The sequence below is a fragment of the Acidimicrobiales bacterium genome, from assembly GCA_040219085.1.
Taxonomy (GTDB): domain Bacteria; phylum Actinomycetota; class Acidimicrobiia; order Acidimicrobiales; family JAVJTC01; genus JAVJTC01.
Genome location: JAVJTC010000040.1, coordinates 1 through 14,451, shown reverse-complemented (window position 1 = coordinate 14,451; position 14,451 = coordinate 1). Strand labels below are relative to the sequence as shown.

Annotated in this window: 17 protein-coding genes and 1 tRNA gene; 6 read left to right on the top strand and 12 right to left on the bottom strand. The window is 67.8% G+C overall.

Annotation, left to right across the window (positions count from 1 at the left end; genetic code table 11):
* Positions 1-114: 114 nt before the first annotated feature.
* Entirely contained in the window at positions 115-975 is an 861-nt protein-coding gene (locus RIE08_16365; protein ID MEQ8719185.1) for a VOC family protein, read from the bottom strand.
* A gap of 118 nt (positions 976-1,093) precedes the next feature.
* Between RIE08_16365 and RIE08_16360 the strand changes: the two genes are divergently transcribed.
* Complete coding sequence (locus RIE08_16360) at positions 1,094-1,588, top strand: nitroreductase family deazaflavin-dependent oxidoreductase (protein MEQ8719184.1); 495 nt, start codon at positions 1,094-1,096, stop codon at positions 1,586-1,588.
* Here RIE08_16360 and RIE08_16355 read toward each other — a convergent pair.
* Positions 1,530-1,655 carry a GPGG-motif small membrane protein gene (locus RIE08_16355; GenBank protein MEQ8719183.1) on the bottom strand — a complete coding sequence of 42 codons (126 nt, stop codon included), beginning with the start codon at positions 1,653-1,655 and terminating at the stop codon, positions 1,530-1,532. The genes RIE08_16360 and RIE08_16355 overlap by 59 nt on opposite strands.
* 281 nt (positions 1,656-1,936) lie before the next feature.
* Here RIE08_16355 and RIE08_16350 point away from each other — a divergent pair, with 281 nt between their 5' ends.
* Positions 1,937-2,119, top strand: coding sequence for a hypothetical protein (locus tag RIE08_16350; GenBank protein MEQ8719182.1), 183 nt, complete (start codon positions 1,937-1,939; stop codon positions 2,117-2,119).
* A 463-nt stretch (positions 2,120-2,582) separates the two neighbouring features.
* Positions 2,583-3,902 (top strand): DUF2254 domain-containing protein, encoded by a 1,320-nt coding sequence (locus RIE08_16345; GenBank protein ID MEQ8719181.1) that lies wholly within the window; start codon positions 2,583-2,585, stop codon positions 3,900-3,902.
* A 24-nt stretch (positions 3,903-3,926) separates the two neighbouring features.
* Here the strand turns inward: RIE08_16345 and RIE08_16340 are convergent, their stop codons facing one another.
* Complete coding sequence (locus RIE08_16340; protein ID MEQ8719180.1) at positions 3,927-5,570, bottom strand: thiamine pyrophosphate-binding protein; 1,644 nt, start codon at positions 5,568-5,570, stop codon at positions 3,927-3,929.
* Positions 5,571-5,881: 311 nt separating this feature from the next.
* Between RIE08_16340 and RIE08_16335 the strand changes: the two genes are divergently transcribed.
* Positions 5,882-6,760: an FTR1 family protein gene (locus tag RIE08_16335; protein ID MEQ8719179.1), complete on the top strand. Its 879-nt coding sequence runs from the start codon at positions 5,882-5,884 to the stop codon at positions 6,758-6,760.
* A gap of 96 nt (positions 6,761-6,856) precedes the next feature.
* Here RIE08_16335 and RIE08_16330 read toward each other — a convergent pair whose 3' ends face one another.
* The 9 genes from RIE08_16330 to RIE08_16290 form a co-directional block, all read right to left on the bottom strand.
* The gene (locus RIE08_16330) at positions 6,857-7,144 is read right to left on the bottom strand and encodes a hypothetical protein (protein MEQ8719178.1); all 288 of its coding nucleotides are present in this window, start codon (positions 7,142-7,144) and stop codon (positions 6,857-6,859) included.
* Positions 7,145-7,315: 171 nt separating this feature from the next.
* The gene (locus RIE08_16325) at positions 7,316-8,080 is read right to left on the bottom strand and encodes a UbiA family prenyltransferase (protein ID MEQ8719177.1); all 765 of its coding nucleotides are present in this window, start codon (positions 8,078-8,080) and stop codon (positions 7,316-7,318) included.
* Positions 8,081-8,169: 89 nt separating this feature from the next.
* Positions 8,170-8,937 carry a hypothetical protein gene (locus tag RIE08_16320; GenBank protein MEQ8719176.1) on the bottom strand — a complete coding sequence of 256 codons (768 nt, stop codon included), beginning with the start codon at positions 8,935-8,937 and terminating at the stop codon, positions 8,170-8,172.
* Positions 8,938-9,907: 970 nt separating this feature from the next.
* Positions 9,908-10,036 carry a hypothetical protein gene (locus RIE08_16315; GenBank protein ID MEQ8719175.1) on the bottom strand — a complete coding sequence of 43 codons (129 nt, stop codon included), beginning with the start codon at positions 10,034-10,036 and terminating at the stop codon, positions 9,908-9,910.
* A 166-nt stretch (positions 10,037-10,202) separates the two neighbouring features.
* A complete protein-coding gene (locus RIE08_16310) occupies positions 10,203-10,502 on the bottom strand; it encodes a hypothetical protein (GenBank protein ID MEQ8719174.1) in 300 nt (99 codons plus the stop codon).
* A gap of 31 nt (positions 10,503-10,533) precedes the next feature.
* Positions 10,534-10,607: transfer RNA gene (locus RIE08_16305), tRNA-Val, on the bottom strand.
* Positions 10,608-10,615: 8 nt separating this feature from the next.
* Positions 10,616-11,677: an LLM class flavin-dependent oxidoreductase gene (locus tag RIE08_16300; GenBank protein ID MEQ8719173.1), complete on the bottom strand. Its 1,062-nt coding sequence runs from the start codon at positions 11,675-11,677 to the stop codon at positions 10,616-10,618.
* Positions 11,670-13,016, bottom strand: coding sequence for an amidase (locus RIE08_16295; GenBank protein ID MEQ8719172.1), 1,347 nt, complete (start codon positions 13,014-13,016; stop codon positions 11,670-11,672). Before RIE08_16295 ends, RIE08_16300 begins: the two co-directional genes overlap by 8 nt.
* Complete coding sequence (locus RIE08_16290; GenBank protein ID MEQ8719171.1) at positions 13,013-13,396, bottom strand: VOC family protein; 384 nt, start codon at positions 13,394-13,396, stop codon at positions 13,013-13,015. The genes RIE08_16295 and RIE08_16290 overlap by 4 nt, the downstream gene beginning before the upstream one ends.
* A 35-nt stretch (positions 13,397-13,431) precedes the next feature.
* Here RIE08_16290 and RIE08_16285 point away from each other — a divergent pair, with 35 nt between their 5' ends.
* The gene (locus tag RIE08_16285) at positions 13,432-13,764 is read left to right on the top strand and encodes a hypothetical protein (GenBank protein MEQ8719170.1); all 333 of its coding nucleotides are present in this window, start codon (positions 13,432-13,434) and stop codon (positions 13,762-13,764) included.
* A 36-nt stretch (positions 13,765-13,800) separates the two neighbouring features.
* Positions 13,801-14,451: hypothetical protein (locus RIE08_16280; GenBank protein MEQ8719169.1), on the top strand; the 651-nt coding region annotated here is incomplete at its 3' end.

The window sequence follows — 14,451 nt, the reverse complement described above, 5'->3', positions numbered from 1 at the left end:
ACGGGTTCACGGCGCTCACCCCCCATGTCGCCGCGCCGAGTGTGGCCCGGTCACCGTCCACGAAGGGCCTGACGGCGTCGGCGGTCGCCGCGATCGCCGTCGCCTGACGCGCCGTTACCCGTTTCCAGGGCGTCGATGACCCCAGATGCTCGGTTTCGTGACCTCGGTCACGGTCCATGAGGCCTCGTCGACCCGGACCCCGCCGCAGCCGAACTCGACGTCGAACCCCGACGGGGACCGGCTGTAGAAGGACACCATGCGGTCGTTCGTGTGTCTGCCGAGCCCCATGGAGACCGGGACTCCGGCGGAGACGTGCCGTTCGAGGGTGGACCCGACGTCATCGAGCGTTCGGGCTTCGATCATGAAGTGGTAGAGCGCCGACTCCGGGGCACCCACCAGGGCGATGCTGTGGTGCCGCGGGTTGCACCGGGCGAACACCACGTCGTCGGCACCGGGCCGCCAGTAGTCGCTGACCCTGAAGCCGAGGACCCCGGTGTAGAAGTCGACGGAATCGTCGAGATTCGTCGTGCCCAACACGATGTGACCCAGACCCAGGTCACCTGTCACGAACCCACTGACCGCGGCCGCAGAGGTGAACGGTCGATGGTCGATGATCGGCCCCCAGAACAGCTCCACCCGGAACCCGCCGGGGTCTGTCGTGTGGATCATCCCTCGAACCCTGCGCGCAGCGCGTTCCTCGATGGTCGACTCCCGCACCGGATGGCCTGCGTCAGCGAGTTCGGCCCCGGCCTGTTCGAGCGCGGCGGCATCGGGCACCCGCCAAGCCGCAAAGGCCAGGCCCTCTGCATCGTGCGCCGTCCTCACCGCGACCCGCAGCGGTCGCTCGTCGATCCTGATGTCGAAGCCGGCCTCGTCCGCCTCGACGATCATGGTCCCCAACAGGTAGGCGTAGGTCCGCCACGCGTCGAGATCGGCGACGGCGACTCCGATGTACCCCAGTTCCCGGATGTCCATCGGGCCTCCCCTTCGCCGGCGTGTCGTTGCCGACGCTACATCGGCCTGGCGGATCCTCCATCGGAGGGCCACACCCCACCTCCGACGGCGCTGGGTCGGGTTCGGTAGTGTCGCCGACGTGTCTGAGAGCAACGAGTACGAACCGAGCACGTGGGACTGGGTACGCGAGCAGGTCGCGGAGTACGAGGCGTCCGGGGGAACACGGGCGAACACGTTGCGCGACACCGGCCTGCCGATCGTCGTCATGACGATGATCGGCCACAGGAGCGGCAAGGTCCGCAAGGTCCCGGTCATGCGCGTCGAGCACGGCGGCGAGTACGCAATCGTGGCGTCGAAGGGCGGCACCCCGGAGAATCCGGGCTGGTACCACAACCTCGTGGCGGACGGCCGGGTGACCATTCAGGACGGCCCGGAGCCACTCCCTTACGAGGTCCGGCGCGTCACTGGCGACGAACGGTCGCTCTGGTGGGAACGGTCCGTTGCGGCGTACCCGGACTACGCGGACTACCAGGCGAAGACCGACCGCGAGATCCCCGTCTTCGTCGCGAGCCGCATCACCTGGCCACGGGTGCCCCGGCCACGCCGCCGGGACCGACGAGTAGCCCGACGATGATCAGCACGGCCCCGTAGGCGAGCTGCTTGTGGAAGATCGCGACCACCCCGGAGACGACGAGGATCACGGCGAGAATCCAGAGGGAGTTGCCATCGGAGCCTTCTGTTCACTGCAGATCCGGGAGGTTCCGGGATCCCAGTGATCAGACCATCCACAGGTACCCACTGAATACACCCTTAGGGGTGAATAGTTCGATCGCCGGGCACCGTAAGGTGACTACTGCGATGATGCGAGAGAACAGGTCCGATCTCCCTTGCTCTGACCGACTACTACGACGACGTCGTCGACATCGTCCTGTACGACTCGTTCGCCCAACCACACCCCGATCACGGCGACATCGACGCGCTCGTGGCCAACCCACGCGCCCGGCGCGTCGTCATCTACACCTGGAACTTCCATCCCGCCCTCGTCGCCTCGGCGTTCGCGAGCGGCGTCAACGGGTACCTCTCCAAGACCCTCCCGGCCAGTGAACTCGTAGCCGCACTCGAAGCCGTACATCGTGGCGAGACGGTCACCAGTCCCCCGCCCTGACGCAACCGGCTCTCAGTCGGACTCAACTGGCCCGGACGCACCGAGGGCCTCTCCGAACGTGAAGCCGAGATCCTCGCACTCATCACCCAGGGCAAGTCCAACGCGCAGATCGCCGAGCTCCTGTACCTGTCGCCCAACTCGATCAAGACCTACATCCGCTCCGGCTACCGCAAGATCGGCGCCACCAACAGAGTCGACGCCGTGCTCTGGGGAGTCGAACACGGATTCAAACACGACCAGGCCCGCATCAGCCGCTGGATCCCCGCCCGCTGAGCGGAGGTCGGACGGTGGCTGCCAGGAACCCGGACCGAACCAGGCTCTCGAGGCCGGGGTCGATTACGGTGAGAATTTCAGCTGGTCGCGGTCATGATCTCCAAGTCCGTCGTGCCCACACGTCGTGGCTCCAACGACGAGATCTTCACCCCACTGCCTCAGCTCAGGACCCAGGAGCGGAAATGAACTCGTGCGCCTTCGCCTGAGTGAGTGGACGGAGCGGCTCCGCTCGAGCCTCTTCTTCGTTCCGATGCTCGGAATCGTCGTCGCCATTGTCGCCGGGTTGACCGGGCTCGCCGTCGACCGGCGGCTCGATCCCTCCAGAGATCTGCCGCTCGGGATGACCTCGACCGTCGACAGCGCGCGAGCGGTGCTCAGCACGATCGCAGGAGCGACCATCGCGTTCGCAGGCATCGCGTTCTCGGTGTCACTTCTCATCATCCAACAGGCCTCGAGTCAGTACTCGCCCCGCGTCATGCACACCTTGTTCCGCGACCCGTTCAACCGGCGGGTCATGGGCCTCGTCCTGGGAACCTTCACCTACTGCGTGATCGTGTTGCGATCGGTCCGCTCACCATTCGAAGAAAGCGGCGAGCCCGTCATCCCCAACCTGTCGGTGGCGGTGGCGGTGGTCCTCGGCATCGCCACGATCCTCGCCATCGTCGCGTTCATCAACCACAGCGCCCACACGATGGACGTGAGCGAAATCCTCGAACGCGTGCGGCGAGACGCTGTCGACCAGATCCGCCGGGAGTGGTCGCCCGCCGAACCCGGACACCCACGACCGCAGCTCGAGGAGGCTCCCGCCGGAGCAGGTCTCGAGATCAACTTCCACAGCAGTGGCTGGGTGCAGGACATCGACTTGGACGCCGTGTTACGCGCTCTGCCGAACGACACGGATCTGCGGCTCGAGACCTACCCGGGCCGCTATGCCATCGAAGGGACGGCACTCGCGAGCATGTGGCCCCGGCCGTCCGAACCCGACGAAGTCGAGCGGGCGGTTCGCGAGGCCCTCGTGTTGGGCCCGACGAGGACGATGCAACACGACGTCTCCTACGGGCTTCGCCAGCTCGCAGACGTCGCTCTCAAGGCGCTCTCACCGGGCATCCACGACCCGACCACCGCGCAGGACGCCATCTTCCACATCGCCGCCGTGCTCACCGAGCTCCTCCACCGCGACCCGCCGCCCTTCGTGCGCGATGGCGTCGACGGCGCCCGGATCGTCGTCGCTCAGCAGCCCACCCACGACGACCTCGTCCGCCTGGCGTTCGACGAGACCCGGCGCGCAGCCGTCGCCCAACCCACGGTGTGCATCTACCTTCTCGAAGCACTCCACCTCATCAGCGAAGCCTTGCACTCGGCGGGGCTCAGTGACCGCTGCGGCCCGCTGGTCGAGCAGGCTCGGCTCATCGCGAAAGGCGCGTCGATGTCCGCTGACCTGCTCGCCGAAGACATCGAGTCCGTCCAGGTCGCGCACGCCAAGCGGTTCAGCGTCGAGCCCCGGAGCTGACCCGGATACGCCCCCCTCGCCGGGTCAGCCGCGTTCGAAGGCGTCGTCGAGCCAGCGCGCCGTGACGTTCGGGTTGATCGTGCAGTCGAGCAGGAACGGCCCATCCATGAGGTCCACACCTTCCAGCGCGGCACGAACCTCGTCGAGGCTGCGTGCGCTGGCGGATCGGACGCCGATGCCCTCGGCGATGGCTGCGAAGTCACGCTCGGGGAACACAGACAGGTCGTCGGGCAGTTCCCACACCCGTGAGATCTGCAATTCCGAGCCGTAGGCGGAGTCGTTCATCACGACGATCAACAAGGGGGCGTCGAGGCGGAGGGCCGACTCGATCTCACCGAGGCTCATGAACAGGCCCCCGTCACCGATGAACAGCACAGTCGGGCGCTCGGGACGAGCCGCGGACACGCCCATCGAAAGGCCGAGTCCGAGGCCGATCGAGCCGAACGAGATGCCGTCCACGAATGCGTTGGCGTCGGGGATCTCCATGTAGCCGACCGGGTCACCGAAGAACCTTCCGGCGTCGGTGACGACGTTGCGCTGAGCCGGGAGCAGGTCGTTCAGCATGATCACGAGTTCGCGAGGATCGATGAGGCCGTCCTCGTGGACGAACACGATCTCGCTCTCGGGTCGGAAGGTGGCGAGTTCCTCGGCGCGCTCGGGCGTGCGGAAGCCGGTCGATGACACGTCCATGGCCTTGATCTGCTCGAGCAGCGCGGCGACGCTCCCCGCCGCATTCCCTGTCAGCAGGTACTCCTTGCCGATGTTGGCGGTCGAGACCGCGCCGCTGATGTCGCACCTCACGACATCCGCATCGGACCGCAGCAACGTCTGACGCACGGTCGTGAAGTCGTTCATGCCGGCGCCGACGATGAGAACGGCGTCTGCCAGGCCGGTCACCGACATCGCCATGTTCGTACCCAGGCCCCCGCAGATCCCGAGCGCGAACGGGTGGTTCTGGAAGAGTCCCTTGCCCTTGAGCGTGGTGGCGTACAGCGACCCGATGCGGTCCCCCAACTCCACCAGGTCGGCCTCGCAGCCGGCCTCCACGGCGCCGCGTCCGGCGATGATGATCGGTCGCTTCGCCCGGGCCAACGCTTCGGCGGCCGCTTCCAGGTCACCCGTGAAGTCCAGTGACCGCCCCTCGATGGTGGCGTCCGTGTCGTCGTTCCACGGATCCCATTCCAGTTCCTGGTAGTCGACCGGCATGTTGATGCCGATCGGGGTGCGTTCGCTGATCGCCGTCCGCACCGCGTTCACCGTCTCCGAGAAGACCCGGCTGACGTCGGAGAACTCGACGAGCGGAACGCCGGCGGCCTCGAAGAACGCCCGGTGGTCGACGTCCTGTGGCCATCCCTGCTGGTGTGAGGACACGTCCCCCACGGCGAACACGATGGGTGTCTGGGACTTCCGTGCAGCGACGAGCGCCGTGAGCGCGTTGGTCATTCCCGGGCCCTGCGTGGTCGTCGCGACCGCGAACGAGTCGGAGATCCGCGTGTAGCCGTCGGCCATGGCGATGCCGGCGGACTCGTGCCGCGAGCCGTAGTACGGCATCTCGAGACCGTTCACCCAGTAGTTGATGAAGCGGAGGTTGCCGTCTCCCATCAGGCCGAACATGTGGCCGGCGCCGGTCTCCCGCAGGGCGTTGCAGATCGCCTCGTAGACCTTCATCGGCCGAGACCCCACCGTGCTGGTCCGTCTGGCCCGGTACGTTCCCGTTCCGCTGTTGTCACCGTGTAGCCCCCTGTGCAGCCCGCGTGAAGCGATGCTGATTCAACACGGCGCCGATGTCAGGAGCCGTGGCCGACAGTCGTCGATATCGCCCGAACCTTAGCGGTTCCGGGCATTCCCCCTGAAGCGCTGCGATGTTGCTTCTGGATGCACCGTGGACGGATGTCGGCGTCGGTGGTCCGGGCGGAACTCGGCGGGGCGCGTGGTCGGGCTGGTTGACCAGACGTGTTAGGCATGACTAACATCCGCCCATGGGTTCGAGTCTGCTGATCACCCTCCGCGAGGGCCTCGAGATCGCCCTGGTCCTGGCCATCGTCGTCGCCTACCTGTGCAAGACCGGCCGCGGCAACCGGCTCGGTCCGGTCTGGGCCGGAAGCGCCACGGCCGCGGTGCTCTGTGTCGCAACCGGGGTCCTTTTCGATCGCGTCATCGGAGAGTTCGAGGGAAAGTGGGAACAGTTCATCGAGGGCGCTCTCGCGTTCACCGCGGCCGCAGTGCTCACCTGGATGATCTTCTGGATGCGTGGACACGCCCGCGGCATCAGCTCCGAACTTCACGCCAGAATCGACGCCGCCATCGACAAATCCGGGTTCGCGCTGGCGTTCGTCGCGTTCGTTGCGGTCGCCCGCGAGGGCTTCGAGACGGTGCTGTTCCTCCTCGGAGCGCAGACCTCCAGTGCGTCGGGCACCGCTGTGGTCGTCGGCGGCATCATCGGTCTCGGGATCGCAGCGGCCCTCGGCTACCTCTTCTACATCGGTAGCGATCGCGTCGACCTCCGGAGATTCTTCAACTGGACGGGTCTCCTGCTGATCGTGTTCGCAGCCGGACTCTTCGCCAAGGGCGTCCATGAGTTCCGTGAGTACTTCGAGTTCGAAGGCGCCTGGTACAGCAACACCGTGTGGAACATCACGAACGGTCCGGTCGCCGGTGGCTGGGTGCACGACTTCATGGAAGGTCTCTTCGGCTGGAGCGCACACCCCGAACGGGTCCGCGTCGTCGCTTACGTCGCCTTCGCGGTGCCGACGCTGTGGCTGTACTACCGGGGAGCACCGAACTACCGGGGAGCACCGAACCCGCCCGCTAGCCGGTCCGAGCCCGCACCGGCCTCTCTTCAGGAGACATCGGGATAGTCACCGCTGCCGCCGCACCTCTCTCGCGAGCGCCCCGTACGACACGACCGAACCTGCATCAAGAGCGACAGCCGGGCCCAGAGGCACCCGTTCGTGTCACCCGGCGTCGGTGGAGTCGTCCGGGAAGATCTCGGTTTCGCTGTGCTTGCGGGTGAGCATCGCCCACACGTCGTCGGCACCCATGGCGAGGTGCTCGTGGTGAGTGAGGGCGTCGATCACCTCTCGAAGGCTCGTCTGAAGTCGCTCGGCCTTTGCGAGAGGCTCGGGGTGGATGTCGCCTCCCTCCGCGTGTCGGCGGGTGAGCATCGCTACCACGTCGTCGGCGTCGGCAGCGAGATGCTCGAGGTGGTGGCGGAGCGTCCCGGGCTGGTCAGGGGTCGTCATGTCGGTTCTCCTCGTGGTCCGCGACAGTGTGGCCGATCCGCAGTCGTCCGGGATGCTCACGGCACGACCTGGCTCGGCCCACGCCCGAGGAAGAAGCCGTCGAAGCCGCCACGCCCGCGGGTGCCGGCCCGATCTGGACCGCCCCGAGTCGATGGCGCGTTCGTTGCAGGATCACAGTGTGCTGCCGGAGGCGATGAACCCGCTCACCGTGAGCGCTGCCACTGCGATCGTGAGCGTCCACGCCAGACGATGCCTCCCGGCGAGAACCGCTCCGACCACGCCAGCCGAGCTACCGAGTGCAGCGGTGGCGAAACCCACGCTGGTCGCGCCGGGTGTCCCCGCGGGAGCCACCGCCACCAACAGCGCAGCCGCTGTCAGGAACGCGACCCCGACGACGAGCGAGAACGTCGCCGGAAGCCGCTGCGGCAGCCCCCGAACCCCGGTCTGCTCGTCACCGACGCGATCGGGAAGCGTGTTCACGAAGTGCGCACCCACCCCCATCGACGCACCCGCCGACACCACCCACACAGGCGGAGCAGGTGAGCCTGCGAGCCCGAGGGATACGAACGCCGGAAGCGCCCCGAAGGCATAGGCGTAGGGAACAGCGCTCAGCACCGTGGACTTCAAGCCCGCGTTGTACGCCAACGCGGCCACCACCGCACTGAGATGAACTCCCCCCGCTGAAGCTCCCGAAGCAAACGACAGGGGAACGCACAACACCATGGCGATCGTCGCCGCCCGGAGGACGACGCCCGCCGTGATCTCGCCCGCCACGATCGGCTTGTCGATCCTGCCGGCTCGGCGGTCTCGATTGCGATCGAGATAGTCGTTGCTCCAGCCCACAGTCAGCTGTCCCGAGCCGATGGCCAGCGCGACCCACACCGACGACGCCCCTCTGCCGGCTGACAGCGCCAACGCTGTGGCGATTGCCGTCACAGCCAAGGTGGGCTGCAGGTGACACGCTCGAAGAAGAGGTCGGGGATTCAAGCCCCCCACGGCCACCACGACCCTGTTGGTCACCCGGGTCAGGTCGTGGATTCGGCGACCCCGCCGGGCACGAGCAGCTCCGCTGACATCTCATCGCGACAGGACGCGCAGATCCCGTGGGAGAGCGGCGGCATCGACGCTCGCTCCAGCAGGCGGCCGGCTTGAACGGCCTCCTCGATGTCCAGCCAGCGGGAATCATGCTGGGCTCGCCCACACCAACCGCACAGCGGAACGGGCTCGAGACCGTCGTCTCGTTCCGACTTCAGGTCGAGCAACGAAACAGGCGGGCGTGCTTCCTCGAAGGTCAGAGCGCACCGGAAGTGCACCCTGCCGTCGGACTCCGGCGTGACAGTCATGTCGAACCATCGCCGGGCATCAGGAGCATCGCATCGCAGCGGAACCTCAGCTCGCTTCTCGAACCGCCGAACGCGCTCGACGAGAAGCCGCCACAGTTCTCGGACCTCACTGTTGTCGAAGTAGGTCCACAGGGTGCGGTCTGACGCCGGGATCGCCAGCTCGGGGGCGTCGTTGTCGCGGGTCGACTCGGCCCAACTGTGTCCGACATCGACCACGACGTCGTTCGCGTCTATCCAGTACTCGACGACTTCGCTCGCGGAAGAGTCTCGCGACGGCGGTTCTCTGCGTGCCCTTGCTGCGTCCGCACGTACCGCCGCGTCGATCCGCTCCCAGAGCTCGGGCGGCGGGTCGAGCCGTTCGAAGTCCGATTCCTCGAGCTGCGAGAGGATCTCACGGACCCGGCTCGTAGCGGCGGCGTCGACACCTGCATCGTCCGCGTCACGCCTCATGACCTCAGCCTAGCCAATCCCGCGTTTCGGGCCGGTGCCTCTTCAGTGGCCGAGGAAGTCCCTACCCGCACCCGCCCAGCCGAGTTGCCGTGTCCCCTCCTCGGCGTCGGCCCTCGCCTGTCATCGCTGATCTTCCGCCACAGAACCGGGTGAAAGACGAGACGAAGCATCGAAGCTCGATCGCCTGAGGTCAGGACCCGATCCGTCGGACCAGGCGACGCGCGGCGAGCGGCCGACACGGCAGCGTCAGAAGCGGATCAGCAAGGCTGAAGTAGCTCGGCTCGTCGAGGAACGCAGGACCGGCAGCACGATCAAAGAGCTCGCCAGCCGGTACGGCATCCACCGCACGACGGTCATGGGCCACCTCGCTCGAGCAGGCGTCGAGCCCAGGACCGGCAAGCTCGCCCGACGCCTCGACGAAGCTCGCCGACTGCGAGCCCGAGGCTGGTCGTACGCCAGACTCGGCGAGCACTTCGGCGTTCGTCCCGAGACCGTTCGGCGCAGCCTCGTGCGGTACGGGCCGTAGTTCGCCAGGGACCTCCGGCTACTTCGCTAGTTTGATTCCAGTGTGATTGCAGAGGTCTTCCGCGCGCTCTCCAGTACTGGTACTACCCCGACGACGAGACACACTTCCGCCAGTTCACCCTCGAGTTCTCCGACGAGCCGATTGGCTTCGCCTGACTACCCAGCCGACGTGCAATGAGCGCTGCTCTGCGCCAAGGGCGAGACGGGCACTTCGACACCTGAGGGAAGCGGCCCACGAACGGACAAGCGAGCGGAAACCCGACTGGCGCCTCTACCAGGGGAACCGTTGTATCAAGCGCAACGCCGTGGGCCGTGAGGGACGGCTTTCACACCCTGGTTCGGATCTGCACGAGGTCGTTCATCTGCTCGATGTCCTTCGTGACCTGCGGATACTCGTCGAGGACGGTCCTGCAACTTGCGACCCGAATCCCACCCCCGAGCCCCCTCACAAGTCCAGGTCGATCCCGATGAGTTCGACAGTGCCGTCGGCCAACTCGATCCCGTAGACGACCGCGGCTCGGACCAGAACGCCAGCAACCACGAGCATCCGACTTGCAGGAACACCCTCGATCATCTCGGAGAGCGCTTCGAAGTCGAGGGCGAAACGTTCGACGATCGTTGGAAGCTCCAGGACAAGGAATCGGTCCGCGATGGCATCCCCTGCGGACCACGTTCCGGGCCGAGTTGCGCATCGAGTTGCTCGAAGAACGCGTGGGTGACTCGAACCTCGCGGCGTCGACTCAACGCGATTCGGTGTCGAGCAAGCCTCGGCCCTCGAGGAGATGCCGGGCATTTGCAGTGACCCGAGCGCGAAAGTCGGGATCGAGGTCGTCCAGGTCGGCGAGCTCCCCTTCCCGCACCAGCCGTGCGCGCTCGTCTGGGCTGAGGGCTTCCATCTCGGCGGCACTGAGTACGGGACGATCGGACATGACCGACACGTTACCAGTGGGGTCCGACAGCCTCGTTCGATGGCTCGCCGGCCACTCCTCGCGGGGCGCGATCCTGATCGTCGCGCTCCGGAACCCGAACAGCACCACCACCAGGGGAAACGCTGTAGCAAGCGCAACGCCGTGGGCGATGGGGGACTCGAACCCTCGACCTCTGCCGTGTGAAGGCAGCGCTCTAGCCATCTGAGCTAATCGCCCGGGACGGGTCAGGCTAGCGGGGATTCGGCGACAGGCGCCCTCTCCCAGACCTCCGCCAGCAACTCGTAGGAACGCAGCCGGTCCTCGGCCCCGTGGACCATCGTCGTCACCATGAGTTCGTCCACACCGGTGCGGGCAGCCAACTCCTCGAGGCCGGCGCGCACCTGGTCGGGATCACCGACGACCATGGTCGAGATCCGGTCCTCGACGAAGGCCCTCTCGGCGTCGGAGTACCCGTAGGCGGCGGCCTCCTCGGGAGTCGGCAGCACCGACGGCCGGCCCATCCGCAACTTCAGGAAGGCGAGCGCGGACGGACCGGCGAGCCACCGGGCCCGCTCGGCGTCGTCGGCACACACCACTCCCACGCCGATCGACGAGTATGGCGCATCCCGCTCCGGCGAGGGCTCGAAAGCACGCCGGTACACGGCGAGCGCGGCGTCGGTGTTCTGCGACGCGAAGTGGTGGGCGAACGAGAACGGCAGCCCGAGCCTGCCCGCCACCTGCGCCGAGTAGTCGCTGGACCCGAGCAGCCAGATCGCCGGCCCGAATCCCGGTGCCGGCACGGCGGTGATGTGGCCGTGGCGCCCCTCGAAGTACGCGAACAGGTCCGCGAGTTGCTGAGGGAACTCCTCGGCGCCGAGCCCTTCCTCGGTGCGTCGCAGCGCCGCGGCGGTGTGAGCGTCTGTCCCGGGGGCACGGCCGATGCCGAGATCGATCCGCCCCGGATGCAGCGCCTCGAGCATGCCGAACTGCTCGGCGACGACGAGCGCGGGATGGTTGGGCAACATCACTCCCCCGGCACCAACCCTGATCGTCTCGGTGGACGCAGCGAGGTGGGCGACGAGCACCGGCGGCGACGACGATGCGATCCCGGGCATGTTGTGATGCTCGGCCACCCAGAGGCGGTGGTAGCCGAGGCGCTCGACCAGCCGGGCGAGTTCTGTCGACGCGGCCAGTGCGTCGCCGGCCGTCGATCCGGCACCGACCGGCGAGAGGTCGAGCACAGACAGGATCGGCCGACGCCGACCAGCCCCGGCCGCGTCGGACCGGACCCGTTCGGGCTCAGACACCGTCGTTCGCAGCGAGAGGCCTCGGCGGCAAGATCCGCCCGACACCGGCTTCGGCCTTCGCCATCGCTGTGAGCACCACCTCGTCGCCGAAGCGGGGCCCCGCTATCTGAAGCCCGATCGGCATCCCCTCGTCGTCGACACCGGCGGGAACCGTCCCCACCGGGCAGCCGGTGAGGTTCCACGGGTACGTGAAACGGACCCACGACCGGGTCCTGTCGTCACCGATCCTCCCCAATCCGTCCACGCCGGGCGCCCGCCCGGCGGTCACCGGCGTCACGACCAGGTCCACCCGGCGAAAAATGCGCCGCAGACGGTCGCCGAAGGCCCGGGCAGCCCGCTCGACGTGCGCGTACTCGGCCCCGGTCATGGACTCGAACCGGTCGAGGAGACCGGCGAGGCCCGGTTCGACCTCGACACCCTCCACCTCGCCGGGAGGCCGGATCTCGATCATCGGCACGATGGCCAGGGGCAACCACAGGTCGATCGGGTCCTCCCACTCGGTTCCCAGGTCGACGAAGTCGGCGCCCATGCGCTCCGCGCAGATCCGGGCGGCCTTCTCGGCCACCTCCGCGATCTGGGGATCGACCGGCCCACCGTCGGGACTGGCCGACCACCCGATCGCCTTCGGGGGCGACATCCCGCCCCGCAGGCCCGGGTCGACGATCGCCGCCGTGGCGAGCGCCACATCGGCCACGAGCGCACCGATCGGTCCGTCTCGCACCATCGAGCCGTCACCGGGGCCGAGGGTGACATCGCTGCGCCCCGCCGTCGGGACGAAGCCGGCGACGCCGCACAACGATGCGGGGATCCTGATGGAGCCACCGGCGTCGGAACCCGTCGCGAGAGAAACCATCGAACCCGCCACCGCAGCAGCGGACCCCCCGGACGAACCCCCGGCCGACCGCGAGAGATCCCAGGGGTTGGCGGTACGACCGTGCAACAGGCCGTCGGTGTCGGGCTGCCAGCCGAACGCGGGCGTGTTCGTCTTGCCGACGACGACCGCACCGCACGCGCGCAGCCGTGCGACGATCGGCGAGTCGAAGGGTGTGGGCTCGGCGTCGGCGAACAGGGTGGAGCCGTAGGTCGTCGGGTAGCCAGCGACGTCGTGGAGGTCCTTGACGGCGATAGGTACGCCGGCGAGTCGCAGTGCGAACCGGTCATGGCGAAGATCCACGGCCTCGGCGTCTGCGAGGGCCTGCGCCGGGTCGACCATCACGAAGGCCCCGATCGGCTCATCGAGCTCGGCGATCCGCTCGAGGGTGCCGGCCACGACTTCGCGGGCCGTCGTCCGACCTTCCCGCACGGCGCTCGCCGTTGCCGCCACACCCCCGACGATCACGATGGGTACTGCTTCAACTCGACACCGTTCCCGTCAGGGTCCCGCACGTACCAGGCCCGGCCGTAGCCGCGGGCGCCCCAGAGGTCTCTCGGACCCGATGCCCCCTCGATCCGGCCGGCTGCTTCGTCGAGGTCCACTGTGGGATCGACGACGATCGCGAGGTGGTCCACGTTCTGGCCGGTCCGTTCGCCTTCGACGAGGTCGATGACGGCGGTGTCGCTGATCCGCACGGACGGGAACGGGGTTTCGCCCGCGCGCCATTCGTCCACACGCTCGGGGGCACAGCCGATGACGTCGACGTACCAGTCGAGCGATGCCTGCGCGTCCTCGACCACGAGAACCACGTGATCGATCGCGACGGGTCGGATCTGTCCTCCCACGGACCCGAAGCTACCCGCTCGGTATCGTTGATCCGGTGACAGGGATCGCATGTCCACGGTGCGGGGAGGACGACGACCTCCGCGGCGACCGCGAGGGTGACGTCATCACCATCACCTGCGGGGCGTGCGCAACCGTCTGGGACCGCGACACCAGTCCTTCGTGTGCGACGTGCCGGTCGACCGACGTGCGGCCTGCATTCGAGGCGATCGTGGAGAAGTCCCGAGGGACCCAGTTGTCGATGCAGAGCGTGCGACTCGTGCACCTGTGTGTCGAGTGCGACGCCGAGCGGCTTGCCGTGTACCAGGTGTCGAACCGACCACTTCCCCCGCCCGAACTGCCGACCGCGTCAGGCCAACGCGAAGACTGAGAGTCGACTGTCACACGGGTTGGTTAGTGTGTGTTCATGGTCGAACACATGTTCGCAGCCGGTTCCGAGAGGGACCGTGACACTGGCCTCGGGGAGGTCCGTGGGGCGCTCGACGCGGCGGCTGTGCGGCTGCGCAGCTTGGATGTGGCGTGCCTTGGCCTCGACGAGTTGACGGTGCTGTCGAAGGACCTCGAGAGCCACCGTCGTGTGGTGGCGGCGGCGTCTGCGCGCACGGCGGCTGCGATCGCGTCGCACACTGCGCCACCCGGCCCCGGCGCCGGCGGCGGTGACGACAGCGAGGATGACGGCGGTTCGGTGCCTCCTGCGCCGCCTGCGGGCGGCGCCGGCGACGCGGCCGGCTCGGATCGCGATGAAGCGAACCGGCAGCGCCGCGCGGCGCGGGTCGCGCAGATCCTGCCCGCGGCGATTGCGGCGCTCGACGCGGGGGCGATCACCACCGGCCACATCGCGGCGCTGTGGTTCGCATGCGAGGCCGACCCCGTGCGGGCGCGCCGCGACGAGGATCATCTGGTCGCGTGGGCGCGACGGGTCCCCGTCGCCCGGCTGCGGCAGCTGGTGCGCAACTGGTGCCGCCACGGCGAAGACCCCGAAGACCGCGCCGCGGAACAGGACCGCAAACGCGGCGTCTACATCGACACCGGCCACCCCGACGCGATGATCCGCCTC

Excerpts from the sequence above, each read along its gene's own strand:
- RIE08_16320 (MEQ8719176.1), bottom strand. The coding sequence starts at position 8,937 with ATGAGGCGTGACGCGGACGATGCAGGTGTCGACGCCGCCGCTACGAGC.
- RIE08_16365 (MEQ8719185.1), bottom strand. The coding sequence starts at position 975 with ATGGACATCCGGGAACTGGGGTACATCGGAGTCGCCGTCGCCGATCTC.
- RIE08_16315 (MEQ8719175.1), bottom strand. The coding sequence starts at position 10,036 with ATGATCGAGGGTGTTCCTGCAAGTCGGATGCTCGTGGTTGCTGGCGTT.
- RIE08_16340 (MEQ8719180.1), bottom strand. The coding sequence starts at position 5,570 with ATGAAGGTCTACGAGGCGATCTGCAACGCCCTGCGGGAGACCGGCGCC.
- RIE08_16330 (MEQ8719178.1), bottom strand. The coding sequence starts at position 7,144 with ATGACGACCCCTGACCAGCCCGGGACGCTCCGCCACCACCTCGAGCAT.
- RIE08_16335 (MEQ8719179.1), top strand. The coding sequence starts at position 5,882 with ATGGGTTCGAGTCTGCTGATCACCCTCCGCGAGGGCCTCGAGATCGCC.